22 protein-coding genes are annotated in these 24,282 nt (G+C 71.0%); 21 read left to right on the plus strand and 1 reads right to left on the minus strand.

Annotated elements, in window-relative coordinates; genetic code table 11:
• Positions 1–2: 2 nt before the first annotated feature.
• Positions 3–422: a hypothetical protein gene (locus tag ABH925_RS25615; protein WP_370151255.1), complete on the plus strand. Its 420-nt coding sequence runs from the start codon at positions 3–5 to the stop codon at positions 420–422.
• 31 nt (positions 423–453) lie between these two features.
• Entirely contained in the window at positions 454–1,149 is a 696-nt protein-coding gene (locus tag ABH925_RS25620; RefSeq protein ID WP_370151256.1) for a demethylmenaquinone methyltransferase, read from the plus strand.
• 29 nt (positions 1,150–1,178) lie between these two features.
• Here the strand turns inward: ABH925_RS25620 and ABH925_RS25625 are convergent, their stop codons facing one another.
• Entirely contained in the window at positions 1,179–1,592 is a 414-nt protein-coding gene (locus tag ABH925_RS25625; protein WP_370151257.1) for a hypothetical protein, read from the minus strand.
• Between the two features lie 148 nt (positions 1,593–1,740).
• Here ABH925_RS25625 and ABH925_RS25630 point away from each other — a divergent pair, with 148 nt between their 5' ends.
• From ABH925_RS25630 to ABH925_RS25720, 19 genes are all read left to right on the plus strand, one after another.
• On the plus strand, positions 1,741–3,048 hold the full coding sequence (locus ABH925_RS25630; protein ID WP_370151258.1) for a geranylgeranyl reductase family protein: 1,308 nt from the start codon (positions 1,741–1,743) through the stop codon (positions 3,046–3,048).
• A gap of 595 nt (positions 3,049–3,643) precedes the next feature.
• Positions 3,644–4,003, plus strand: coding sequence for an NADH-quinone oxidoreductase subunit A (locus ABH925_RS25635; RefSeq protein ID WP_370151259.1), 360 nt, complete (start codon positions 3,644–3,646; stop codon positions 4,001–4,003).
• Positions 4,004–4,054: 51 nt separating this feature from the next.
• Positions 4,055–4,609 carry an NADH-quinone oxidoreductase subunit B family protein gene (locus tag ABH925_RS25640; RefSeq protein WP_370151260.1) on the plus strand — a complete coding sequence of 185 codons (555 nt, stop codon included), beginning with the start codon at positions 4,055–4,057 and terminating at the stop codon, positions 4,607–4,609.
• Positions 4,606–5,343, plus strand: a complete 738-nt coding sequence (locus tag ABH925_RS25645) for an NADH-quinone oxidoreductase subunit C (RefSeq protein WP_370151261.1) — start codon at positions 4,606–4,608, stop codon at positions 5,341–5,343. Before ABH925_RS25640 ends, ABH925_RS25645 begins: the two co-directional genes overlap by 4 nt.
• A complete protein-coding gene (locus ABH925_RS25650; protein ID WP_370151262.1) occupies positions 5,343–6,680 on the plus strand; it encodes an NADH-quinone oxidoreductase subunit D in 1,338 nt (445 codons plus the stop codon). The genes ABH925_RS25645 and ABH925_RS25650 overlap by 1 nt, the downstream gene beginning before the upstream one ends.
• Positions 6,677–7,537: an NADH-quinone oxidoreductase subunit NuoE gene (gene nuoE / locus ABH925_RS25655; RefSeq protein ID WP_370151263.1), complete on the plus strand. Its 861-nt coding sequence runs from the start codon at positions 6,677–6,679 to the stop codon at positions 7,535–7,537. The genes ABH925_RS25650 and nuoE overlap by 4 nt, the downstream gene beginning before the upstream one ends.
• Entirely contained in the window at positions 7,534–8,910 is a 1,377-nt protein-coding gene (gene nuoF, locus ABH925_RS25660) for an NADH-quinone oxidoreductase subunit NuoF (RefSeq protein WP_370151264.1), read from the plus strand. The genes nuoE and nuoF overlap by 4 nt, the downstream gene beginning before the upstream one ends.
• The gene (locus ABH925_RS25665; RefSeq protein WP_370151265.1) at positions 8,910–11,438 is read left to right on the plus strand and encodes an NADH-quinone oxidoreductase subunit G; all 2,529 of its coding nucleotides are present in this window, start codon (positions 8,910–8,912) and stop codon (positions 11,436–11,438) included. Before nuoF ends, ABH925_RS25665 begins: the two co-directional genes overlap by 1 nt.
• Positions 11,438–12,772, plus strand: coding sequence for an NADH-quinone oxidoreductase subunit NuoH (nuoH, locus tag ABH925_RS25670; protein WP_370151266.1), 1,335 nt, complete (start codon positions 11,438–11,440; stop codon positions 12,770–12,772). Before ABH925_RS25665 ends, nuoH begins: the two co-directional genes overlap by 1 nt.
• A complete protein-coding gene (gene nuoI / locus ABH925_RS25675) occupies positions 12,762–13,364 on the plus strand; it encodes an NADH-quinone oxidoreductase subunit NuoI (protein ID WP_370151267.1) in 603 nt (200 codons plus the stop codon). The genes nuoH and nuoI overlap by 11 nt, the downstream gene beginning before the upstream one ends.
• Complete coding sequence (locus tag ABH925_RS25680; RefSeq protein WP_370151268.1) at positions 13,361–14,242, plus strand: NADH-quinone oxidoreductase subunit J; 882 nt, start codon at positions 13,361–13,363, stop codon at positions 14,240–14,242. The genes nuoI and ABH925_RS25680 overlap by 4 nt, the downstream gene beginning before the upstream one ends.
• Positions 14,239–14,538, plus strand: coding sequence for an NADH-quinone oxidoreductase subunit NuoK (gene nuoK, locus ABH925_RS25685; protein ID WP_370151269.1), 300 nt, complete (start codon positions 14,239–14,241; stop codon positions 14,536–14,538). Before ABH925_RS25680 ends, nuoK begins: the two co-directional genes overlap by 4 nt.
• Before the next feature lie 19 nt (positions 14,539–14,557).
• Positions 14,558–16,456, plus strand: a complete 1,899-nt coding sequence (nuoL, locus tag ABH925_RS25690) for an NADH-quinone oxidoreductase subunit L (RefSeq protein ID WP_370151270.1) — start codon at positions 14,558–14,560, stop codon at positions 16,454–16,456.
• Complete coding sequence (locus ABH925_RS25695) at positions 16,453–18,102, plus strand: NADH-quinone oxidoreductase subunit M (RefSeq protein WP_370151271.1); 1,650 nt, start codon at positions 16,453–16,455, stop codon at positions 18,100–18,102. Before nuoL ends, ABH925_RS25695 begins: the two co-directional genes overlap by 4 nt.
• Positions 18,099–19,757 (plus strand): NADH-quinone oxidoreductase subunit NuoN, encoded by a 1,659-nt coding sequence (gene nuoN / locus ABH925_RS25700; RefSeq protein WP_370151273.1) that lies wholly within the window; start codon positions 18,099–18,101, stop codon positions 19,755–19,757. The genes ABH925_RS25695 and nuoN overlap by 4 nt, the downstream gene beginning before the upstream one ends.
• 149 nt (positions 19,758–19,906) lie before the next feature.
• The gene (locus ABH925_RS25705; RefSeq protein WP_370151274.1) at positions 19,907–20,932 is read left to right on the plus strand and encodes a polyprenyl synthetase family protein; all 1,026 of its coding nucleotides are present in this window, start codon (positions 19,907–19,909) and stop codon (positions 20,930–20,932) included.
• Positions 20,933–21,041: 109 nt separating this feature from the next.
• Positions 21,042–21,701, plus strand: a complete 660-nt coding sequence (locus tag ABH925_RS25710; protein WP_370151281.1) for a LuxR C-terminal-related transcriptional regulator — start codon at positions 21,042–21,044, stop codon at positions 21,699–21,701.
• 177 nt (positions 21,702–21,878) lie between these two features.
• Positions 21,879–23,807 carry a 2-oxoacid:acceptor oxidoreductase subunit alpha gene (locus ABH925_RS25715; protein ID WP_370151275.1) on the plus strand — a complete coding sequence of 643 codons (1,929 nt, stop codon included), beginning with the start codon at positions 21,879–21,881 and terminating at the stop codon, positions 23,805–23,807.
• Positions 23,804–24,282: thiamine pyrophosphate-dependent enzyme (locus tag ABH925_RS25720; RefSeq protein WP_370151276.1), on the plus strand; the 479-nt coding region annotated here is incomplete at its 3' end. The genes ABH925_RS25715 and ABH925_RS25720, both read left to right, overlap by 4 nt.

The raw sequence follows: 24,282 nt of genomic DNA on the forward strand, positions 1-24,282 counted from the left end.
CCGTGCTCACCCTTCACATCGCGGAGGCGGACGACGGGCCCATCGATGCCGTGCTGGTCGACGGGGAGCGCGTCGCCGCGCTGGGCCCGGCCGGCGAGCTGGAGGCGGCGCACCCGCAGGCCCGGGTACGCCGCTGGCGCGGCACCCTCGGTCCCGGGCGGCTGCACGACGGCCCGCTGCCCGACGCGCCCAGCGCGCGCGAGCGGGTGCACGCCGTGCTGCGCCTCGGTGCGACCGCGGTACGCCCGGAGCAGCTCACCGACCCCGCCCTGCGCACCGCCGCGAGCCGGGTGGGACTTGCGGTGGGCGACCGGGAACCGGCGTTGACCGTCGGCGGCCGCGCCGATCTCGCGGTCTTCGGGGCGGACGGCGAGTGCCTCGCCACCGTCCTCGCCGGGCGGCTGGTGCACCGCCGTGCCTGAGCAGCACCGGCGTGGGTGAACAATGGGGCACGTGACCCGAGCCTCCCTGGACAAGCAGCCGCACGAAGTCGCCTCGATGTTCGACGACGTGGCGGCCAAGTACGACCTCACCAACGACGTGCTCTCACTCGGCCAGGCCCGGCTGTGGCGCAGGGCCGTCGCTGCGGCGGTGGACGCGAAACCGGGTGAGCGCGTGCTCGACCTCGCCGCCGGGACCGCGACCTCCTCGCTGCCGTTCGCCGAGGCCGGGGCGAAGGTGTTCCCCTGCGACTTCTCCCTCGGCATGCTGCGTGAGGGCAAGCGCAAGCACCCCGAGCTGCCGTTCACGGCCGGCGACGCCACCCGGCTGCCCTTCGCCGACGGTGTCTTCGACGCGGTGACCATCTCCTTCGGGCTGCGCAACGTCCAGGACACCGACGCCGCGCTGCGCGAACTGCTGCGGGTGACCCGGCCCGGCGGCCGGGTCGTCATCTGCGAGTTCAGCCACCCGACCTGGGCGCCGTTCCGCACCGTCTACACCGAGTACCTGATGCGCGCGCTGCCGCCGGTCGCCACCGCCGTCAGCAGCAACCCGGACGCCTACGTCTACCTCGCCGACTCGATCCGCGCCTGGCCGGACCAGTCCGGCCTCGCCGCCCGGCTCCAGTCCGCAGGCTGGTCCAACGTCGCCTGGCGCAACCTCACCGGCGGCATCGTCGCCCTCCACCGGGGCGTGCACGCGAGCTGAGGGCGGACCGCGCCGGAGCCCCGGTCCGCTTACGAACGCTCCGAGCCTGCGGGCCAGATGATGTGGACGTAGGTGCCCTGGGCTTCGGCGCGGGCGACGGCGTCGGCGATCCCGGTGCCGGGTTCGCCGTCCCAGACGGCGACCAGTTCGTCGACCAGGCCGAGCAGGGCGGCGGTCCGGTCGGTGCCGGGGGAGAGCCGGTGCACCGCGCGGGCCTGGCGCAGCAGGGGGGAGGCCGGGTCGTCCGGGGTGCCCAGGACTTCGAGGGTGCCGCCGTGCTCCAGCACGGCGCGGGCGAACCAGGTCTCCGGGCCCTCGCCGAGCGGGCTGACGCCGACCAGGCCGTAGGTCTGGTAGCCGGTGATCAGCGACCACAGCTCACCGCGCACCAGCATCTCGGTGATCTCCGACAACCCCCGGTGGCCCATTACCCCGATGTGCACCACTGACCTCCTGTGACGAGTGACCTGCTACCTGTGACCTGCGACCCGCGCCAGCGTAGGCCACGCCCGCCCGGACGCATCTCCTAGACTGCGGGGCGGAGCAGCAGCACGGCCGACAGCCTTCCGACGAGAGCAGCAGGAGCCCCAGGTGTCGCAGGTGACCGAGCAGACCCAGCAGGCCGCGGCCGTCGAGGCGGAGGCCGACGTGATCGTCGTCGGGGCCGGGCCTGCGGGCGCGACGACGGCGTACCACCTGGCGAGGGCCGGTCTTGAGGTGCTGCTGCTGGAGAAGGCGCAGTTCCCGCGCGAGAAGGTGTGCGGCGACGGGCTGACCCCGCGTGCCACCAAGCAGTTGGTGGACATGGGGATCGACATCTCCGAGGAGGCCGGCTGGCTGCGCAACAAGGGCCTGCGGATCATCGGCGGCGGGGTCCGGCTGGAGCTGGACTGGCCGGAGCTGGCGAGCTTCCCCGACTACGGGCTGGTCCGCAAGCGGGCCGACTTCGACGAACTGCTCGCCAGGCAGGCCGAGAAGGCCGGGGCCAAGCTGCACCAGCTCTGCACCGTGACCGGTCCGGTGCTGGACGAGCGCACCGGCCGGATCGTCGGGGTCAGCGCCCGCCTCGGTGAGGAGAAGCGGGAAGTGGTCTTCCGCGCCCCGCTGGTGGTCGCCGCCGACGGGAACTCGACCCGGCTGTCGCTGGCGATGGGCCTGCACCGTCGCGACGACCGGCCGATGGGTGTGGCCTACCGGACCTACTTCAACTCTCCGCGCAGCAACGACGACTATCTGGAGTCCTGGCTGGAGCTGTGGGACCGGCGCGGCGGGCAGGAGAAGCTGCTGCCCGGCTACGGCTGGATCTTCGGCATGGGCGACGGGACCAGCAACGTCGGCCTGGGCCTGCTGAACACCACGAAGTCCTTCAAGGACATCGACTACCGCGAGCTGCTCAAGGTGTGGTGCGCGGGGATGCCCGAGGAGTGGGGCTACACCCCGGAGAACATGACCGAGCCGATCCGGGGCGCGGCGCTGCCGATGGCCTTCAACCGGCAGCCGCACTACACCCGGGGCTTCCTGCTGGTCGGTGACGCGGGCGGGATGGTGAACCCGTTCAACGGCGAGGGCATCGCCTATGCGATGGAATCCGGCCAGATCGCGGCCGGTGTGATCGTCCAGGCGCTGGCGCGGCAGACCGACCTGGGGCGGGAGCGGGCGCTGGAGGCGTACCCGCGGATCCTCAAGGAGGTCTACGGCGGGTACTACTCGCTGGGCCGGGGCTTCGTGAAGGCGATCGGCAACCCGCTGGTGATGCGGATGGCGGCGCAGCACGGGCTGACGCACCCGGTGCTGATGAAGTTCGTGCTCAAGCTGCTGGCCAACCTCACCGACCCGCAGGGCGGGGACGCGATGGACCGGATCATCAACGGCCTGGCGAAGGTCGCGCCCAGCGCCTAGCGCCCAGCGCCCGGCTGACCACGGGCACGGCACCGACCGCGGCAGGGGCGTGGGGGGGCGCCGGGGGGGGGGCCCCCCCCCCCCCCCCGCGGGGGGGGGGGGGCCCCCCCCCCGGCGCCCCCCCACGCCCCTGCCGCGTGTTCACGCGTGCCGACGCCTGCCGCCGCCGTGCCGACGCCTGCCGCCGGGCGCCCGGCGTCAACCGCGCACCGCGCGGGCCACCCGGCCGGGGAGTGGATCACTAACATGCCGCACCCGCCCTGGCAAAACTTGCTTTGGATGCCGACTCTCTGATAGTCGTCACCCCTCCGAACAGCGCCTATTCCCCCTCTCGGCACACCTTGTGAACGGTTGCACACGGTTGGTGGCCGATTTTGCCTCCTCATTGCATCATGATCATCCGTCAGGTGGCGTAGATCACAATGATGGTACTGACCCCCGTGTCGCAGATCACATACGAACGGGCATAGGATGCAGCCGTCTTGGGGGCTTGTGAACTGCCTCACATGAGCTGATCACGCTCCCGAGCTGTAGGGACCCGCAGTCACCGACAGGGACAGGCACGGGGCTGCATCTGCCTGGGAGGTCGTTCGGTATGAACGCATATGCGCCGATTCTGGTACTTGGCGCCCTCGCGGCCGCCTTCGCGGTCGGCTCCGTGACGATGGCCGCGCTGACCGGCCCGAAGCGCTACAACCGCGCCAAGTTGGAAGCCTACGAGTGCGGTATCGAGCCCACCCCGCAGCCCGCCGGGGGCGGCCGGTTCCCGATCAAGTACTACCTGACGGCGATGCTCTTCATCGTCTTCGACATCGAGATCGTCTTCCTCTACCCCTGGGCCGTGACCTTCGACGCCCTGGGGATCTTCGGCCTGGTCGAGATGGTGCTGTTCATCGCCACCGTCTTCGTCGCCTACGCCTACGTCTGGCGTCGCGGGGGCCTGGAGTGGGACTGAGGACACCGCCGAGCGCACTGAGGACACCGTCGAGCGCTGAGAGGACACCACATGGGTATTGAGGAGAAGCTGCCCAGCGGCTTCCTGCTCACCTCGGTCGAGCAGGCCGCCGGGTGGGTGCGGAAGAGCTCCCTCTTCCCCGCCACCTTCGGACTCGCCTGCTGCGCCATCGAGATGATGACCACCGGGGCGGGCCGCTACGACCTGGCCCGCTTCGGCATGGAGGTCTTCCGGGGCTCGCCCCGGCAGGCCGACCTGATGATCGTCGCCGGGCGGGTCAGCCAGAAGATGGCCCCGGTGGTCCGCCAGGTCTACGACCAGATGGCGAACCCCAAGTGGGTCATCTCGATGGGCGTCTGCGCCTCCTCGGGCGGGATGTTCAACAACTACGCGATCGTCCAGGGCGTCGACCACATCATCCCGGTCGACATCTACCTGCCCGGCTGCCCGCCGCGTCCGGAGATGCTGATGGACGCCATCCTCAAGCTGCACGAGCAGATCCGGCACGAGAAGCTCGGCGCGCAGCGGGTCAAGGCCGAGGCCGAGGCGGAGGAGCTGGCACTGAAGGCGGTCCCCACGATCGAGATGAAGGGGCTGCTGCGATGAGCGACGAGTCCGTCCCCACCTCGCGCGAGGGCGCCACCGAGCTGGAGGTCGTCGGCGTCCGGCACGGGATGTTCGGCGGGGCCAACCCCAGCGAGCACAGCGGTGTCGGCCGGGCCGCCGGGGACACCTCCGGCTACGGCCGGCTGGTCACCCCGATCGTGCTGCCCGGGCCGAGTCCACGCCCGTACGGGCACGGCTGGTTCGACGAGGTCGCCGACGAGCTGGAGGGCGCGCTGGAGGAGCAGCAGCTCGCGGTCGACGCGGTGATCGAGAAGACGGTCGTGGAGCGCGGCGAGATCACCTTCCACATCGCCCGCGAGCACCTGCTGCCGGTGATGCGGACGCTGCGCGACGACCCGGCGCTGCGGTTCGAGCTCTGCACCGGGGTCAGCGGCGTGCACTACCCGGGCGACCGGGGACGCGAGCTGCACGCGGTCTACCACCTGCGCTCGATCACCCACACCCGGCTGATCCGGGTGGAGACCTCGGCGCCGGACGACGACCCGCACATCCCCTCGACGTTCGCGGTCTACCCGACCAACGACTGGCACGAGCGCGAGACCTACGACTTCTTCGGCATCGTCTTCGACGGCCATCCGGCGCTGACCCGGATCATGATGCCGGACGACTGGCTGGGTCACCCGCAGCGCAAGGACTATCCGCTCGGCGGCATCCCCGTCGAGTACAAGGGCGCCCAGATCCCGGCTCCCGACCAGCGGAGGTCGTACAACTGATGAGTACTCAGGACGCGGAAGCCCCCGGCCGCGCGACCACCGAGGGCACCGTCTACACCGTCACCGGCGGCGACTGGGACGAGGTCGTCGAGGCCGCGGCGCGGGCCGACGACGAGCGCATCATCGTGAACATGGGTCCGCAGCACCCCTCCACCCACGGCGTGCTGCGGCTGATCCTGGAGATCGACGGCGAGACGGTCACCGAGGCCCGCTGCGGGATCGGCTACCTGCACACCGGCATCGAGAAGAACATGGAGTTCCGCAACTGGACCCAGGGTTCGACCTTCGTGACCCGGATGGACTACCTCACCCCGCTGTTCAACGAGACCGCCTACTGCCTGGCGGTCGAGAAGCTGCTGGGGATCACCGAGGACGTCCCGGAACGCGCCACGGTCATCCGGGTGCTGATGATGGAGCTGAACCGGATCTCCTCGCACCTGGTCTGCCTGGCCACCGGCGGGATGGAAATCGGCTCCACCACGCTGATGATCTACGGCTTCCGTGACCGCGAGATCATCCTGGACATCTTCGAACTGGTCACCGGGCTGCGGATGAACCACGCCTACGTCCGCCCCGGCGGCCTGGCGCAGGACCTGCCGCCGGGCGCGCTGGACCAGATCCGCGAGGGCGTGAAGACGCTCCGCTCGCGGATGCACGAGTACGACAAGCTGGCCACCAACAACCCGGTGTTCAAGGCCCGGCTGGTGGACGTCGGCTACCTGGACCTGGCCGGCTGCATGGCGCTCGGCGCCACCGGGCCGATCCTGCGCTCCACCGGCCTGCCGCACGACCTGCGCAAGTCCGAGCCGTACTGCGGCTACGAGCAGTACGAGTTCGAGGTGCCGACCACCGACACCTGCGACTCCTACGGCCGGTTCCTGATCCGGCTCGCGGAGATGGAGCAGTCGCTGCGGATCGTCGAGCAGTGCCTGGACCAGCTGCGCGGCAGCGGCGCCGGACGCGTCATGGTCGCCGACAAGAAGATCGCCTGGCCGGCCCAGCTGTCGCTGGGCCCGGACGGCATGGGCAACTCGCTGGACCACATCCGCACCATCATGGGCGAGTCCATGGAGGCGCTGATCCACCACTTCAAGCTGGTGACCGAGGGCTTCCACGTCCCGGCCGGCCAGGCGTACACGGCGGTGGAGTCGCCCAAGGGCGAGCTGGGCGTGCATGTGGTCAGCGACGGCGGAACCCGCCCCTACCGGGTGCACTTCCGCGACCCCAGCTTCACCAACCTGCAGTCGATGGCGGCGATGTGTGAGGGCGGGCAGGTCGCGGACGTCATCGTCGCCGTGGCCGGGATCGACCCCGTGATGGGAGGCGTGGACCGGTGACCACTCAGGAGAGCGAGCCGACGCTGCTGGGTCTGCCGGAGCTGCCCGCCCCGGCCTACCCGGCCGAGGTACGGGCCCGGCTCGACCCGGACGCGCGCGAGCTGATCGACCGCTACCCGGACAGCCGCTCGGCGCTGCTGCCGCTGCTGCACCTGGTGCAGTCCGAGGAGGCCTTCGTCAGCCGCACCGGCATCCGGTACTGCGCCGAGCAGTTGGGGCTGACCACGGCCGAGGTCACCGCCGTCGCCACTTTCTACACCATGTACCGGCGGCGGCCGGCCGGTGAGTACCACGTGGGCGTCTGCACCAACACGCTCTGCGCGGTGCTCGGCGGCGACCAGATCTTCGCCGAGCTGCAGCAGCACCTGGGCATCGGCAACAACGAGACCACCGCCGACGGCACCGTCTCGCTGGAGCACATCGAGTGCAACGCGGCCTGCGACTACGCGCCGGTGGTGATGGTCAACTGGGAGTTCTTCGACAACCAGACCCCGGACAGCGCCCGGCTGCTGGTGGACGAGCTGCGCGCGGGCAACGGCGCGGAGCTGCGGCCGACCCGGGGCGCCCGGCTCTGCTCCTTCCGCGACACCGCCCGGATCCTGGCCGGCTTCCCGGACGAACGTCCCGGCGCGGTGGACGAGTCCGGCGCCGGCGGGGAGCCCTCGCTGGCCGGGCTGCGGCTGGCGCGGGGCGAGGGCCTGCCCGGTGCCGGCGCCGCGGCCCGGGTGGTCTCCCCCCGGCAGGAGAACCCCGCCGAGGCGGCGACGGCCGAAGCAGCGACCGACGGGCAGGCCGACGCGCCGGCCGGGACCGCGACCGACGCCGTCCGCGACGAGCAGGAAGGACCGGCACAGTGAGCGCCGAGCACCCGGAGAAACTCCTCTCCCCGGTCCTCTCCGACAGCTGGGACGACGACCGCCCCTGGACCCTGGACACCTACCGCCGCCACGACGGCTACAAGGGCCTGCACGAGGCCCTGCGGATGGACCCGGACGCCGTCATCGCGCTGGTCAAGGACGCCGGCCTGCGCGGCCGCGGCGGCGCCGGGTTCCCGACCGGGATGAAGTGGCAGTTCATCCCGCAGGGCGACGGCAAGCCGCACTACCTGGTGGTCAACGCGGACGAGTCCGAGCCGGGCACCTGCAAGGACATCCCGCTGCTGTTCGCCAACCCGCACGTGCTGATCGAGGGCATGGTGATCGCCAGTTACGCGATCCGCTGCAGCCACGCCTTCGTCTACCTGCGCGGCGAGACCGTCCCGGTGCTGCGGCGGCTGCACGCGGCGGTCGCCGAGGCGTACGCGGCCGGATACCTCGGCAAGGACGTGCTCGGGTCCGGCTTCGACCTGGACATCACCGTCCACGCCGGCGCCGGCGCCTACATCTGCGGCGAGGAGACGGCGCTGCTGGACTCGCTGGAGGGCCGCCGCGGCCAGCCGCGACTGCGGCCCCCGTTCCCGGCCATCGCCGGCCTCTACGCCTGCCCGACCGTGGTCAACAACGTCGAGTCGATCGCCTCGGTGCCCAGCATCCTGCACCGGGGCAAGGACTGGTTCCGCTCCATGGGCAGCGAGAAGTCGCCCGGCTTCACCCTGTACTCGCTCTCCGGGCACGTCACCAACCCCGGCCAGTACGAGGCGCCGCTCGGCATCACGCTGCGCCAGCTGCTGGACATGACCGGCGGGGTGCGCGAGGGCCACCGGCTGAAGTTCTGGACCCCCGGCGGCTCCTCCACCCCGATGTTCACCGAGGAGCACCTCGACGTCCCGCTGGACTACGAGGGCGTCGCCGCCGCCGGGTCGATGCTGGGCACCAAGGCCCTGCAGGTCTTCGACGAGACCACCTGTGTGGTCCGCGCGGTCACCCGCTGGACCGAGTTCTACGCCCACGAGTCCTGCGGCAAGTGCACCCCCTGCCGCGAGGGCACCTACTGGCTGGTCCAGCTGCTGCGCCGGATCGAGGCGGGCCAGGGCGTCGAGGGCGACCTGGAGAAGCTGAACGACATCGCCGACAACATCAACGGCAAGTCCTTCTGCGCCCTCGGCGACGGCGCCTCCAGCCCGATCTTCTCCTCGCTGCAGTACTTCCGCGAGGAGTACGAGCAGCACCTCCGCGAGCACCGCTGCCCGTTCGACCCGGCCGCCTCCACGGTCTGGGCCGACGTCCGCACGTCCCGCGGCTCCGCCGTATCCGCCCACCAGACCGCCCAGGAGAAGGGGGTGCTCGCGTAGTGACCACAGTGGCCAACACCCCTGGAACCCCGGCGGCCCCACCACCACCCGAGGAACTGCTCACCGTCACCATCGACGGCGTGCAGGTGCAGGTGCCCAAGGGCACGCTGATCATCCGCGCCGCCGAGATGATCGGCGTGCAGGTCCCGCGCTTCTGCGACCATCCGCTGCTGGACCCGGTCGGCGCCTGCCGGCAGTGCATCGTCGAGGTCGAGGGCCAGCGCAAGCCGGTCGCCTCCTGCACCATGACGGTCACCGACGGCATGGTGGTCAGCACCCAGGTCTCCTCCCCGGTCGCCGAGAAGGCGCAGCAGGGCGTGATGGAGCTGCTGCTGATCAACCACCCGCTGGACTGCCCGGTCTGCGACAAGGGCGGCGAGTGCCCGCTGCAGAACCAGGCGCTGTCGCACGGCCAGTCCGACAGCCGCTTCGAGGGCGTCAAGCGGACCTACGAGAAGCCGGTGCCGATCTCCACCCAGGTGCTGCTGGACCGCGAGCGCTGCGTGCTGTGCGCGCGCTGCACCCGGTTCAGCGAGCAGATCGCCGGTGACCCGTTCATCGAGCTGCTGGAGCGCGGCGCGCTGCAGCAGGTCGGGATCGGCGAGGGCGACGAGTTCCGCTCGTACTTCTCCGGCAACACCATCCAGATCTGCCCGGTGGGCGCGCTGACCTCGGCGGCGTACCGGTTCCGCTCGCGGCCGTTCGACCTGGTCTCCTCGCCGAGCGTGTGCGAGCACTGCTCCTCCGGCTGCGCGATCCGCACCGACCACCGGCGCGGCAAGGTGATGCGGCGGCTGGCCGGGGACGACCCGGCGGTGAACGAGGAGTGGTCCTGCGACAAGGGCCGCTTCGCCTTCCGCTACGCGCAGGGCCGCGACCGGCTGGCCACCCCGCTGGTGCGGGACGCGAGCGGTGAACTGGTCCCGGCCTCCTGGCCGGAGGCGCTGCGGGCGGCGGCGGCCGGCCTGGTGCGCGGCCGCACCGGGGTGCTGGTCGGCGGCCGGTCGACGGTCGAGGACTCCTACGCCTACGCCAAGTTCGCCCGGGTCGCGCTGGGCGGCAACGACGTGGACTTCCGGGCCCGGATCCACAGCGACGAGGAGGCCGACTTCCTGGCCGCCGTCGTCGCCGGGCGCGGGGTCGACATCGACGGCAGCGGCCTGACCTACCAGGCCCTGGAAGCCGCTCCGGCGGCGCTGCTGGTCGGCCTGGAGCCCGAGGAGGAGTCGCCGATCGTCTTCCTGCGGCTCCGCAAGGCCGCCAGGACGAAGAAGCTGAAGGTCTACGCGATCGCCACGCACGCCTCGCGCGGCCTGGCCAAGCTGGGCGGCGCGCTGCTGCCGGCCGCGCCGGGCACCGAGGCCGAGTGGCTGGAGGCGCTGGCCGAGGGCGATCCGCTGGACGGCGACGCCGGTCGCGCGGCCGAGGCGCTGCGGCAGCCGGGCGCGGTGCTGCTGGTCGGCGAGCGGCTGGCCGGGACGCCCGGTGGCCTGAGCGCCGCGATCCGGCTGTCCCGGGCCACCGGCGCCCGGCTGGCCTGGATCCCGCGCCGGGCCGGTGAGCGCGGCGCGGTCGAGGCCGGTGCGCTGCCCGGGCTGCTGCCCGGCGGACGCCCGGTCACCGACCCGGACGCCCGGGCCCGTACCGCCGCCGCCTGGGGCCTCGACGACATCCCGGCCCGCTACGGGCGGGACACCGCCGGGATCCTCACCGCCGCCGCCAACGGCGACCTGGACGCGCTGCTGGTCGGCGGCGTCGAGCTGGCGGACCTGCCCGATCCGGCCGCCGCCGAGCAGGCGCTGGACCGGGTCGGCTTCCTGGTCAGCCTGGAGCTGCGGCCCTCGGCCGTGACCGAGCGCGCCGACGTAGTGCTGCCGGTGGCCGCGGTGGCCGAGAAGGCCGGCACCTTCCTGGACTGGGAGGGACGCGTGCGGCTCTTCGAACCGGCCCTCAAGCCGGACCAGATGACGCAGCGTCACCTCAGCTCGGACCTGCGGGTGCTGCACATGCTCGCGGACGCCATGGGCGTCCGGCTGGGCCTGCCGGACGTCGGCGCGGCCCGCCGCGAGCTGGACGCCCTGGGCGCCTGGCGCGGCGAGCGCGTGGACGCCCCGTCCGCGCCGGCCCGTCCGCTGCCCCGGCCCAGCGCCGGTGAGGCGGTCCTGGGCGGCTGGCGGCAGCTGCTGGACAACGGCTCGCTGCAGACCGGGGACACCGCCCTGGCCGGCACCCGGCACCCGGCCGTGGCCCGGCTCTCGCCGGCCACCGCGGCCGAGGTCGGGGTCGCCGACGGCGCCCCGCTGTCGGTGTCGGGACCGGCCGGCAGCGTGACACTGCCGCTGGCGATCACCCCGGAGCTGCCCGACCGGGTGGTCTGGATCCCGCTCAACTCCACGCCCGGCGGCGCGTTCCGGGCCCTCGGCGTGGTCCCGGGCCGGGTCGTCGGACTGGCCGTCGCCCCGGCCGTGACCGAGTCGGCTGCCGAGCCCGGAGCCGAGTCCGCCGCTTCCCACGGAGGGGGGATCTGATGGCCCCGTACGGAGTGCAGCTCGCCGCCGAGGACCTGTCGAACTTCGGGACCGACCCGTGGTGGCTGGTCGTCGTCAAGGCCGTGTTCTGCTTCGTCTTCCTGGTCGGCACGGTGCTCGTCGCCATCGTCTGGGAGCGCAAGGTCGTCGCCTGGATGCAGCTGCGGATCGGCCCCAACCGGCACGGCCCCTGGGGCATGCTGCAGAGCCTCGCCGACGGGGTGAAGCTCGCCCTGAAGGAGGACGTGGTCGTCACCGCCTCGGACAAGGTGGTGTTCATCCTGGCCCCGGTGGTCGCGGCGATTCCCGCGTTCATGGCGATCGCGGTGATCCCCTTCGGCCCGGCCGACCACGAGATCAGCATCTTCGGCACCCGCACCACGATGCAGCTCACCGACCTGCCGATCGCCATGCTCTACATCCTGGCGACGGCGTCCATCGGGATCTACGGCATCGTGCTGGCCGGCTGGTCCTCCGGTTCCACCTACCCGCTGCTCGGCGGGCTGCGGTCGGCCGCGCAGATGGTGTCCTACGAGATCGCGATGGGCCTGTCCTTCGCGGCGGTGTTCATCTACTCCGGCACCATGTCGACCTCGGGCATCGTCTCGGCGCAGGGCACCACCTGGTTCGCCTGCCTGCTGCCGGTGAGCTTCATCATCTACATCATCGCCATGGTCGGCGAGACCAACCGGGCGCCGTTCGACCTCCCCGAGGCCGAGGGCGAGCTGGTCGGCGGCTTCAACACCGAGTACTCCTCGCTGAAGTTCGCGATGTTCATGCTCGCCGAGTACATCAACATGGTCACCGTCTCGGCGGTCGCCTCGGTGCTCTTCCTCGGCGGCTGGCGCGCCCCCTGGCCGATCAGCGCCTTCTGGGCCGGGGCCAACCACGGCTGGTGGCCGATGCTCTGGATCGTGATCAAGATCCAGCTGCTGCTGTTCTTCTTCATCTGGCTCCGCGGCACCCTGCCCCGGCTGCGCTACGACCAGTTCATGAAGCTGGGGTGGAAGGTCCTCATCCCGGTGTCGCTGGTCTGGCTGGTCATGGTCGCCACCGTCCGCGCGCTGCGCGACCAGGGCTACAACTTCGGCCACATCGTGCTGTACGTCGGCGGCGGGGTGCTGGCGCTGCTGCTGCTGTCGATCCTCTTCGACATGCTCCGCCACAAGGAGAAGCCGGTCGAGGCGACCGGCCCGGCGCCGGAGTTCGACCCGATGGCCGGCGGGTTCCCGGTGCCGCCGCTGCCCGGCCAGCAGCTGCCGCCGGTGCCGCGCCGCGGCTCCCGTACCCAGACGACCGTTCCTGCACTGAAGGGAGACGACGGTGCCCACTGAACAGTCCGGTGGATCCGGGTTCGGCCTCGGACCCGCGGCCGGCTTCGGCGTGACCTTCACGGCCATGTTCAAGAAGCGGCTCACCGAGCAGTACCCGGAGTACAAGAAGCCCACCGCGCCCCGGTTCCACGGCCGGCACCAGCTGAACCGGCACCCGGACGGCCTGGAGAAGTGCGTCGGCTGCGAGCTCTGCGCCTGGGCCTGCCCGGCCGACGCGATCTACGTCGAGGGCGCGGACAACACCGACGAGGAGCGCTACTCACCGGGTGAGCGCTACGGCCGGGTCTACCAGATCAACTACGCCCGCTGCATCCTCTGCGGGCTGTGCATCGAGGCCTGCCCGACCCGCGCGCTGACCATGACCAACGAGTACGAACTGGCCGACAGCAGCCGCGAGTCGCTGATCTTCACCAAGGAGCAGCTGCTCTCCGGCCTGACCGAGGGCATGGTCGACAGCCCGCACTCGATCTTCCCCGGGATGGACGAGGGCGACTACTACCGCGGCCTGGTCACCGAGGCCGCGCCGGGCACGGTACGCCAGGTCGCGGTCAGCAAGGGTGAGCAGCCCACCGAGGAAGGTGCGTCGGCATGATGTCCCTCGCTGCTGCCCCCCTCACCGGGCAGGCATCCCTGGGCGAGGCCGTGCAGTTCTGGGTGCTCGCCGTACTGGCGGTCTCCGGGGCGCTGGGCATGGTGCTCTGCAAGAAGGCGGTGCACTCCGCGCTCTGTCTGGCCGGGACGATGATCTCGCTGGCCATCTGCTACATGGCGCAGGGCGCGGTCTTCCTCGGCGTGGTGCAGATCGTGGTCTACACCGGCGCCATCATGATGCTGTTCCTGTTCGTGGTGATGCTGGTCGGCGTCTCCTCGGCCGACTCGGCCAGGGAGGTGCTCAAGGGCCAGCGCTGGGCTGCGGTGATCGCCGGCCTCGGCTTCGGGGTGCTGCTGATCGCCGGGCTCGCCAACGCCAGGCTGCGCAGCTTCACCGGTGTCGGCGCGGCGAACAGCGGCGGCAACGTCCAGGGTCTGGCCAAGCTGATCTTCACCCAGTACGTCTGGGCCTTCGAGGTCACCGGCGCGCTGCTGATCACCGCCGCGGTCGGCGCCATGGTGCTGACGCACCGTGAGGCCACCGAGGAGCGGCAGACCCAGCGCGAGCTGGCCGAGCAGCGGGTGCGGCTGGGTCAGCAGGTCACCCCGCTGCCCGCGCCCGGCGTCTACGCCCGGCACAACGCGGTGGACGTCCCCGGCCTGCTGCCGGACGGCACCGTCTCCGAGCTGTCGGTCAACCCGACGCTGCGCTCCCGCGGCCAGATGCGGGACGTCAGCGGCGCGCTGATGCACCGGATGGACCAGCTGGAGGCGGACACCGCCGACTGGCTGGGCCGCAGGGCGCCCAAGCCGCGGCAGAGCACCGAACTGGACCTCGCCAAGCGGAACCCGACCGAGGTAGAGGAGTCCCAGGAATGAACCCCGTCAACTACCTCTACCTGGCGGCCCTGCTGTTCACCATCGGCGCCACCGGGGTGCTGGTGCGGCGGAACGCGATCGTGCTGTTCATGTGCGTCGAGCTGATGCTGAACGCCTCCAACCTGGCCCTGGTCACCTTCTCCCGGCTGCACGGCAACCTGGACGGTCAGATCATCGCCTTCTTCGTCATGGTGGTCGCCGCGGCCGAGGTCGTGGTCGGCCTCGCGATCATCGTGAGCGTCTTCCGCACCCGTCACTCGGCCTCGGTCGACGACACCAACCTCATGAAGCTGTAGCGGCGGAGGCTGACTGACCGTGGACACTCTCATCCCCGTACTGGTCGCGGCACCCCTGGCCGGAGCCGCCGTGCTCCTGCTGGGCGGGCGCCGCCTGGACGCCTTCGGCCACTGGCTGGGCGTCCTCGCCGCCACCGCCTCCTTCGCGGTGGGGCTCACCCTGTTCTTCTCCATGCTGGGCCGCCCGGTGGGCTCCCGGCCGATCTCGGACCACCTGTTCACCTGGGTGCCGGTGGCCGGGTTCCAGGCGCAGGTGGGCTTCCAGCTCGACCAGCTGTCCGTCGTGTTCGTGCTGCTGATCACCGGCGTCGGCTCGCTGATCCACCTGTACTCGGTCGGGTACATGGCCGACGACGAGCGCCGGCGCCGCTTCTTCGGCTACCTGAACCTCTTCCTGGCGGCGATGCTGCTGCTGGTCCTGGCCGACAACTACCTGCTGCTGTACGTCGGCTGGGAGGGCGTGGGTCTGGCCTCGTACCTGCTGATCGGGTTCTGGCAGCACAAGCCGAGCGCGGCGACCGCCGCCAAGAAGGCGTTCATCGTCAACCGGGTCGGCGACATCGGTCTCTCGATCGCGATCATGCTGATGTTCAGCACCTTCGGCAGCTTCGCCTTCGGCCCGGTCTTCGGCGCCGCGCACACCGCCTCGCAGGCCACCCTCACGGCCATCGCGCTGATGCTGCTGCTGGCCGCCTGCGGCAAGTCGGCCCAGGTACCGCTGCAGAGCTGGCTCGGGGACGCCATGGAGGGCCCCACCCCGGTGTCCGCGCTGATCCACGCGGCGACCATGGTCACCGCCGGCGTCTACCTGATCACCCGCTCCGGTGCCATCTTCAACCTGGCGCCCACCGCGCAGCTGGCCACGGTCTGCGTGGGCGCGGTGACGCTGCTCTTCGGTGCGATCGTCGGTTGCGCCAAGGACGACATCAAGAAGGCCCTGGCCGGTTCGACCATGTCGCAGATCGGCTACATGGTGATGGCGGCCGGGCTCGGCCCGATCGGCTACGTCTTCGCGATCATGCACCTGGTGACCCACGGCTTCTTCAAGGCCGGGCTGTTCCTCGGCGCCGGCTCGGTCATGCACGGCATGAACGACGAGGTCGACATGCGGAAGTACGGCGGGCTGCGGACATTCATGCCGCTGACCTTCGTCACCTTCGGCCTCGGCTACCTGGCCATCATCGGCTTCCCCGGCCTGTCCGGCTTCTTCTCCAAGGACAAGATCATCGAGGCGGCCTTCGGCCACGGCGGCACCGAGGGCTGGATCCTCGGCAGCGCGGCCCTGGTCGGCGCCGGCGTCACCGCGTTCTACATGACCCGGGTGATGCTGATGACCTTCTTCGGCCAGAAGCGCTGGGTCCCGGACGCGGAGGGCCACGAGCCGCACCCGCACGAGTCGCCGAAGACCATGGGCATCCCCATGGTGGTGCTCGCCTTCGGCTCGGTGTTCGCCGGCGGTCTGTTCGCCTGGAACAGCTCCTTCGTCCACTGGCTGACCCCGGTCACCGGCTACCAGGAGGGCGACTCCCCGCTGAGCGCCACCACCGTCTCGGTCGTCACCATGGCCGTCATCGCCGTCGGCGTGCTGATCTCCTGGCTGATGTACGGACGGCAGCCGGTCCCGGCGGTGGCGCCGGTGGGCTCGCTGCTCACCCGGGCCGCCAGGAAGGACCTGCTGCAGGACGACTTCAACCACGTGGTCCTGGTCGGCGGCGGTACGCACCTCACCCGCTTCCTGGTCTACCTCGACGCCAAGGGCTTCGACGGCGTGGTCAACGGCATCGCCGCGGCCGTCGGCGGAACCTCCGGCCGGATGCGGAAGCTGCAGAACGGCTACGTCCGCTCCTACGCCCTGTCCATGTTCGGCGGCGCGCTGGTGCTGGTCGCCACGACTCTCCTCATGAGGTCGGTGTCATGAGCTCCTTCCCTCTCCTCACCGTCACCGCGGCGCTGCCCGCGGTCGGCGCGGTCCTCACCGCCGCGCTGCCCGCGGCCACGGACGCCCGACGGCGCGACCTCAACAAGGCCGTCCCGCTGGGGATCTCGGCGCTGACCCTGGTCCTGGCCGCGGTCATCGCGGCCCGGTTCGTCCCCGGCGGCGCCCGGTTCCAGTTCACCGAGTTCCACTCCTGGATCTCGGACTTCGGCATCGGCTACAGCGTCGGCGTCGACGGCATCGCCGTGGTGCTGATCCTGCTGACGGCGGTGCTGGTCCCGCTGGTGATGCTGGCCTCCTGGCACGACGCCGATCCGGTCGCCAACGACTCCGGCACCTTCGAGCGCAGCCGCCGCACCCAGGGCTTCTTCGCCCTGGTGCTGGCGGTGGAGGCGATGGTGATCCTCTCCTTCGAGGCCACCGACGTCTTCCTGTTCTACGTCTTCTTCGAAGCCATGCTGATCCCGATGTACTTCCTGATCGGCGGCTTCGGCGACCGCACCCAGGGCGAGGACGCCCGGCAGCGCTCCTACGCCGCCGTCAAGTTCCTGCTCTACAACCTGCTCGGCGGCCTGATCATGCTGGCCGCGGTGATCGGCCTGTACGTCATCTCGGCGCAGCACGGCGTCGGCACCGCCGGGCACGGCAGCTTCGACCTGAACACTCTCACCACCGCGATCCAGTCCGGCAAGCTGCACTTCTCGCCGGTGGCGGAGAACGCGCTGTTCCTCGGCTTCATGTTCGCCTTCGCGGTGAAGGCACCGCTGTGGCCGCTGCACACCTGGCTGCCCAACGCGATGGGCGAGGCCACCCCGGGTGTCGCGGTGCTGATCACCGCGGTGGTCGACAAGGTCGGCACCTTCGCGATGCTGCGGTTCTGCCTGCAGCTGTTCCCGGACGCCTCGAAGAGCTTCGCGCCCGCGATCATGGTGCTGTCGGTGATCGGGATCATCTACGGGGCGCTGCTGGCGGTCGGTCAGAAGGACATCAAGCGCCTGATCGCCTACGCCTCGATCTCGCACTTCGGCTTCATCATCATGGGCATCTTCGCGATGACCAGCCAGGGGCAGTCCGGCGCGACCCTCTACATGGTCAACCACGGCATCTCCACCGCCGCCCTGCTGCTGGTCGCCGGGTTCCTGATGTCCCGTCGCGGCAGCCGGCTGATCGCCGACTACGGCGGCGTGCAGAAGGTCGCCCCGGTCCTCGCCGGGACGTTCCTGATCGGCGGCCTGGCCACCCTCTCACTGCCCGGCCTCGCCCCCTTCGTCAGCGAGTTCCTGGTGCTGGTCGGCACCTTCACCCGCTATCCGGCGCTGGGCATCGTGGCCACCCTCGGCATCGTGCTCGCCGCCCTCTACGTCCTCGTCCTCTACCAGCGCACCATGACCGGGCCGGTGAAGCCGGAGGTCTCCGGCTTCCGGGACCTGCGGCTGCGCGAGCTGGCCGTGGTCACCCCGCTGATCGCGCTGCTGCTGGTGCTCGGCGTCTACCCCAAGCCGGTCGCCGACATCGTCAACCCGGCGGTGCGGGCCACCATGTCGGACGTCCACCGCACCGACCCGGCGCCCCCGCACCCCGTCACGGCGCAGGCCGCGCCCACGACCGCTAACGGAGGTGGCCAGTGAGCGCCGCACCGAGCACCGTTGTCCACAGCCTGTGGACACTCGCCGCCGATCCCACCGCGACCATCCCGGCGCCGCATCTGGAGTACGGCCAGCTGTCACCCATGCTGGTGGTCTTCGGCGCCGCCGCGCTGGGCATCCTGGCCGAGGCGTTCCTGCCCCGGCGGCAGCGCTACTGGGCCCAGATCGGGATCGCGCTGGCCGGTCTGACCGGCGCCTTCGTCGCCATCCTGGTGCTGGCCGGCAGCGGCTATGCCGGGTCCAAGGCGCACCTGGCCGCGATGGGCGCGGTCGCGGTCGACGGCCCGTCACTCTTCCTGCAGGGCACCATCGTGCTGATCTCGGTGGTCGCGATCCTGGGCTTCGCCGAGCGCCGCCTCGAACCGCGCTCCAGCACCGGCGCGCCGGTCGACGCCTTCGCCCCGCAGGCGGCGACGGTCCCCGGCAGCGACGCGGAGAAGTCCGCCGCCCGCTCCGGCTTCGCCACCACCGAGGTCTTCCCGCTGACCATGTTCGCGGTCGGCGGCCTGCTGCTCTTCCCGGCCGCCAGCGACCTGCTGACCATGTTCGTGGCGCTGGAGGTCTTCTCCCTCCCGCTCTACCTGCTCTGCGCGCTGGCCCGGCGCCGCCGGCTGCTGTCGCAGGAGGCCGCGGTCAAGTACTTCCTGCTCGGGGCGTTCTCCTCGGCCTTCTTCCTGTTCGGCCTGGCCCTGATCTACGGCTACGCCGGTACGGTCTCGCTCGGCGGCATCGCCGACGTGGTCTCCGGGACGGCCACGCCGACCCCGGCGCTGGCCAACACCACCGGCAACGACGCGCTGCTGCTGATCGGCCTGGCCATGCTGGGCGTCGGCCTGCTCTTCAAGGTCGGCGCGGTCCCGTTCCACGCCTGGACCCCGGACGTCTACCAGGGCGCGCCGACGCCGGTCACCGGATTCATGGCCGCCGCCACCAAGGTGGCCGCCTTCGGCGCGCTGCTGCGGCTGCTCTACGTCGCCTTCCCCGGCCTGGCCTGGGACTGGCGACCCGTCATGTGGGGTGTGGCGATCCTCACCATGGTGGTCGGCTCGATCATCGCGGTCACCCAGACCGACGTGAAGCGGCTGCTGGCGTACTCCTCGATCGCGCACGCCGGGTTCATCCTGACCGGGGTGATCGCCATCAACCAGCACGGCCTGTCAGCGGTGCTGTTCTACCTCGGCGCGTACTCCTTCGTGACCCTCGGCGCCTTCGCGGTGGTCACCCTGGTCCGCGACGCGGGCGGCGAGGCCACCCACCTGTCCCGCTGGGCCGGCCTGGGCCGGCGCTCCCCGCTGCTGGCGGCTACCTTCGCGCTGTTCCTGCTCGCCTTCGCCGGCATCCCGCTGACCAGCGGATTCGCCGGGAAGTTCGCGGTGTTCCAGGCCGCGGCCAGCAGTGGCGCGACCCCGCTGGTCATCGTCGGTGTGCTGTCCTCGGCGGTGGCGGCCTTCTTCTACATTCGGGTCATCGTGCTGATGTTCTTCTCCGACCCGCAGCCCAACGGCCCCACCGTGGCGGTCCCCAGCGCGTTCACCGCCACCGCCATCGCCCTGGGCGTCCTGGTCACGGTGGTGCTGGGCATCCTGCCGCAGTACTTCCTGCACCTCGCTGACCAGGCGTCGCTCTTCGTCCGCTGAGACGTGTCGAGCCCCGCTGTGCCTGCCCGGTCCTGGACTTGTCCAGCCGGGCAGGCACAGTGATCGTCTTCGGACCGGATACGCTGCACGTGACGGGGTTGACGGCTCCAACCTACGTGACCGACCGACCAGCGACAGGAGAGTTCCCGGTGACCGTCGTGGGGCCCTTGGGGCTGAGCGTGCAGGACCAGGCACTGGAAGCAGACGTCCACCTCGGCCTGGCGGCCGTCGAAGAGGCGCTGTCCGAGGCGACGAAGAGCGATGTACCGTTCATCACGGTCACCGCCCAGCACCTCATGGAGGCCGGGGGCAAGCGGTTCCGCCCGCTCCTGGTGCTGCTCGCCGCGCAGTTCGGCGACCCCAACGCGCCCGGGGTGATCCCCTCCGCGGTGGTCATGGAACTCACCCACCTGGCCACGCTCTACCACGACGACGTCATGGACGAGGCCTCGATGCGGCGTGGCGCGCCCAGCGCCAACGCCCGCTGGGACAACTCCATCGCCATCCTGACCGGCGACTTCCTGTTCTCCCGCGCCTCCAAGATCCTCGCCGACCTCGGCCCGGACGCGGTCCGGCTGCAGGCCGACGCGTTCGAGCGGCTGGTCACCGGCCAGATCCTGGAGACCGCCGGGCCGCGCCCCGAGGACGACCCGGTCCAGCACTACCTGGACGTGCTCTCCGGCAAGACCGGCTCGCTGATCGCCGTCGCCGGCCACCTGGGCGCGCTGATGGCGGGTGCGGACCAGCGGGTGGTCGAGGTGATCACCCAGTACGGCGAGCGGATCGGCATCGCCTTCCAGCTCGCCGACGACCTGCTGGACATCACCAGCGACAGCACCGAGTCCGGCAAGACCCCGGGTACCGACCTGCGCGAGGGCGTCCCGACGCTGCCGGTGCTGCTGCTGCGCGCCTCCGCGCCGGACCCGTCCGTCCCCGGCGACGTGCGGCTGCGCGAGCTGCTGGACGCCGGGTTCCCGGCCGACGACCCGGACGCCGACGCCCGGCACGCGGAGGCGCTGGGCCTGCTCCGGGCCCACCCGGCGATGGCCCACGCCCGCGAGGACATCCTGCGCTACGCGGAGGAGGCCCGCGGGCTGCTCGGCCCGCTCCCGGAGTGCCCCGCCAAGTCGGCCCTGGAGGGCCTCTGCGACGCGGTGGCCTTCCGCACCATGTGACGGGGGGCCCTCGGGCGGCCGGTGACGGTCCGCCCGACCGTGCCGGCGGCGTCGCCGGGTCTGCGAGACTGACCCGGTCGAAGCGGGCGGACGTGGGGAGTGGATCGTGCTGCGGGTGGTCATCGCTGAGGATTCGGTGCTGCTGCGGGAGGGGCTGACGCGGCTGTTGACCGACCGCGGCCTGGACGTGGTGGCCGGGGTCGGCGACGGGGAGGAACTGCTGGCCCTGATCGAGCGCCTGGCCGCGGAGGGCGCGCTGCCGGACGTCGTGGTCGCCGACGTGCGGATGCCCCCGACCCACACCGACGAGGGCGTCCGCGCCTGCGTGGAGCTGCGCAGGCGGCATCCCGAGGTGGGCACGCTGGTGCTGTCGCAGTACGTCGAGGAGCGCTACGCCTCCGAGCTGCTGGCCGGCTCCACCCGGGGCGTGGGCTACCTGCTCAAGGACCGGGTCGCCGAGGTGCGGGAGTTCGTCGAGGCGGTGCAGCGGGTGGCCCAGGGCGGCACCGCGCTGGACCCGGAGGTGGTGGCCCAGTTGCTCGGCCGCAGCCGCCGCCACGACGTCCTGGACGCACTGACGCCACGGGAGCGCGAGGTGCTGGGCCTGATGGCCGAGGGGCGGACCAACAGCGCCATCGCGAAGCAGCTGGTGGTCTCCGACGGCGCCGTCGAGAAGCATGTGAGCAACATCTTCATGAAGCTCGGGCTGACCCAGAGCTCGGACGACCACCGCCGGGTGCTGGCCGTGCTGACCCAGCTCAACTCCTGACCGGACCGCGCCCCGCCCGAACCCTCGACCGCCATCCTCACCAGCATCTGACGCATCATCAGATAACCTGACCGGCAGGGCTCGGCGGCACTTCTTCGGCCTGCCGCGCTGTCGTGCCCTCCCGGCATAGGATGCAAATGAGTGCACCAGCCAACGGTGTCGAGGGAGGTCCATCCGGTGACCAGTCAGGTCGAGGTAACGGATTCCACGGCAGACGAGCCGCCGGGGCGGCTGCCGGTTCAGGGCAAACGGGTGAAACAGCTCGACCGCGTGGTGATCCGGTTCGCCGGGGACTCGGGCGACGGCATCCAGCTGACCGGGGACCGCTTCACCTCGGAGACGGCCGGGTTCGGGAACGACCTGTCCACCCTGCCGAACTTCCCCGCCGAGATCCGGGCCCCCGCAGGAACGCTTCCGGGTGTGTCCAGCTTCCAGCTGCACTTCGCGGACCACGACATCCTCACCCCCGGCGACGCGCCCCAGGTCCTGGTGGCGATGAACCCGGCGGCACTGAAGGCCAACCTCGGCGACCTGCCGCGCGGCGCCGAGATCATCGTCAACACCGACGAGTTCACCAAGCGGGCGCTGGCCAAGGTCGGCTACGCCGCCGACCCGCTGGACGACGGCGCGCTGTCGGCCTACAGCGTGCACCCGGTGCCGTTGACCACGCTGACGGTGGAGGCGCTGAAGGAGAGCGGGCTGGCCCGCAAGGACGCCGAGCGCGCCAAGAACATGTTCGCGCTGGGCCTGCTGAGCTGGATGTACCACCGGCCCACCGAGGGCACCGAACGCTTCCTGCGGTTGAAGTTCGCCGCCAGGCCGCTGATCGCCGAGGCCAACATCAAGGCCTTCCGGGCCGGCTGGAACTACGGCGAGACCACCGAGGACTTCGCCGTCTCCTACGAGGTCGCGCCCGCGACCGCCGCGTTCCCGCCCGGCCGCTACCGCAACATCTCGGGGAATCTGGCGCTGGCGTACGGGCTGGTGGCCGCGTCCCAGCGGTCGGGGCTGCCGCTGTTCCTGGGCTCGTATCCGATCACTCCGGCGTCGGACATCCTGCACGAGCTGAGCAGGCACAAGAACTTCGGCGTGCGGACCTTCCAGGCCGAGGACGAGATCGCCGGCATCGGTGCGGCGTTGGGTGCGGCGTTCGGTGGGGCGCTGGGCGTGACCACCACCTCCGGTCCCGGGGTGGCGTTGAAGTCGGAGACGATCGGGTTGGCGGTGTCGTTGGAGTTGCCGTTGCTGGTGATCGACATCCAGCGTGGTGGTCCGTCGACGGGGTTGCCGACCAAGACCGAGCAGGCGGATCTGTTGCAGGCGATGTTCGGGCGTAATGGTGAGGCGCCGGTGCCGATTGTGGCGCCGGCGACGCCGTCGGAGTGTTTCGCGGCGGCGTTGGAGGCGGCGCGGATCGCGTTGGCGTACCGGACGCCGGTGTTTGTGCTGTCGGACGGGTATCTGGCGAACGGGTCGGAGCCGTGGCGGATTCCGGTGGTGGAGGAGTTGCCGGATCTGCGGACGGAGTTCGCGACCGGGCCGAACCGGCCGGACGGGTCGTTCTGGCCGTATCTGCGCGATCCGGAGACGCTGGCGCGGCCGTGGGCGGTGCCGGGGACGGCGGGTTTGGAGCACCGGATCGGGGGGATCGAGAAGCAGGACGGGTCGGGCAACATCTCCTATGATCCGGCCAACCACGACCACATGGTCCGTACCCGCCAGGCCAAGATCGACGGCATCACCGTCCCCGACCTCACCGTCGACGACCCCTCCGGCGCGGCCCGGCTGCTGGTGCTGGGCTGGGGCTCGACCTACGGGCCGATCGCGGCCGGGGTGCGCCGGGTCCGGGCGGAGGGCGGCCAGGTGGCGCAGGCGCACCTGCGGAACCTGAACCCGTTTCCGGCCAATCTCGGCGAGCTGCTCGCGCGCTACGACCGGGTGCTGGTGCCGGAGATGAACCTGGGCCAGCTGGCGCAGCTGGTCCGGGCCAGGTACCTGGTCGACGCGCAGTCGTTCACCCAGGTCACCGGCCTGCCGTTCAAGGCCGAGCAGCTCGCCGAGGCGCTGACGCTGCAGCTCCGGCTCACCGAAGGAGACGTACGGTGATCGACAACCCGCTGCTCTCTCTCGTCCCCAAGGCACCGGCCGCGCAGACGCAGAAGGATTTCAAGTCGGATCAGGAGGTGCGGTGGTGTCCGGGGTGTGGGGACTACGCGATCCTGGCGGCGGTGCAGTCGTTCCTGCCCGAACTGGGTCTGGCGCGGGAGAACATCTGCTTCATCTCCGGCATCGGCTGTTCCTCGCGTTTCCCGTACTACCTCAACACCTACGGCATGCACTCCATCCACGGCCGCGCCCCGGCGATCGCCACCGGCCTGGCCGCCTCGCGCCCGGACCTGTCGGTGTGGGTGGTCACCGGTGACGGCGACGCGCTGTCCATCGGCGGCAACCACCTCATCCACGCCCTGCGCCGCAACGTCAACCTGAAGATCCTGCTCTTCAACAACCGGATCTACGGCCTGACCAAGGGCCAGTACTCACCCACCAGCGAGACCGGCAAGATCACCAAGTCCACCCCGAT

It is taken from the genome of Streptacidiphilus sp. EB129 (assembly GCF_041262645.1).
Taxonomy (GTDB): Bacteria; Actinomycetota; Actinomycetes; order Streptomycetales; family Streptomycetaceae; genus Streptacidiphilus.

What these genes read in the sequence shown, in the direction of transcription:
- ABH925_RS25635 (WP_370151259.1), top strand. Translation starts at nt 3,644, where the DNA reads ATGAACGCATATGCGCCGATTCTGGTACTTGGCGCCCTCGCGGCCGCC.
- ABH925_RS25640 (WP_370151260.1), top strand. Translation starts at nt 4,055, where the DNA reads ATGGGTATTGAGGAGAAGCTGCCCAGCGGCTTCCTGCTCACCTCGGTC.
- ABH925_RS25645 (WP_370151261.1), top strand. Translation starts at nt 4,606, where the DNA reads ATGAGCGACGAGTCCGTCCCCACCTCGCGCGAGGGCGCCACCGAGCTG.
- ABH925_RS25650 (WP_370151262.1), top strand. Translation starts at nt 5,343, where the DNA reads ATGAGTACTCAGGACGCGGAAGCCCCCGGCCGCGCGACCACCGAGGGC.
- nuoH (WP_370151266.1), top strand. Translation starts at nt 11,438, where the DNA reads ATGGCCCCGTACGGAGTGCAGCTCGCCGCCGAGGACCTGTCGAACTTC.
- ABH925_RS25680 (WP_370151268.1), top strand. Translation starts at nt 13,361, where the DNA reads ATGATGTCCCTCGCTGCTGCCCCCCTCACCGGGCAGGCATCCCTGGGC.
- nuoK (WP_370151269.1), top strand. Translation starts at nt 14,239, where the DNA reads ATGAACCCCGTCAACTACCTCTACCTGGCGGCCCTGCTGTTCACCATC.
- ABH925_RS25695 (WP_370151271.1), top strand. Translation starts at nt 16,453, where the DNA reads ATGAGCTCCTTCCCTCTCCTCACCGTCACCGCGGCGCTGCCCGCGGTC.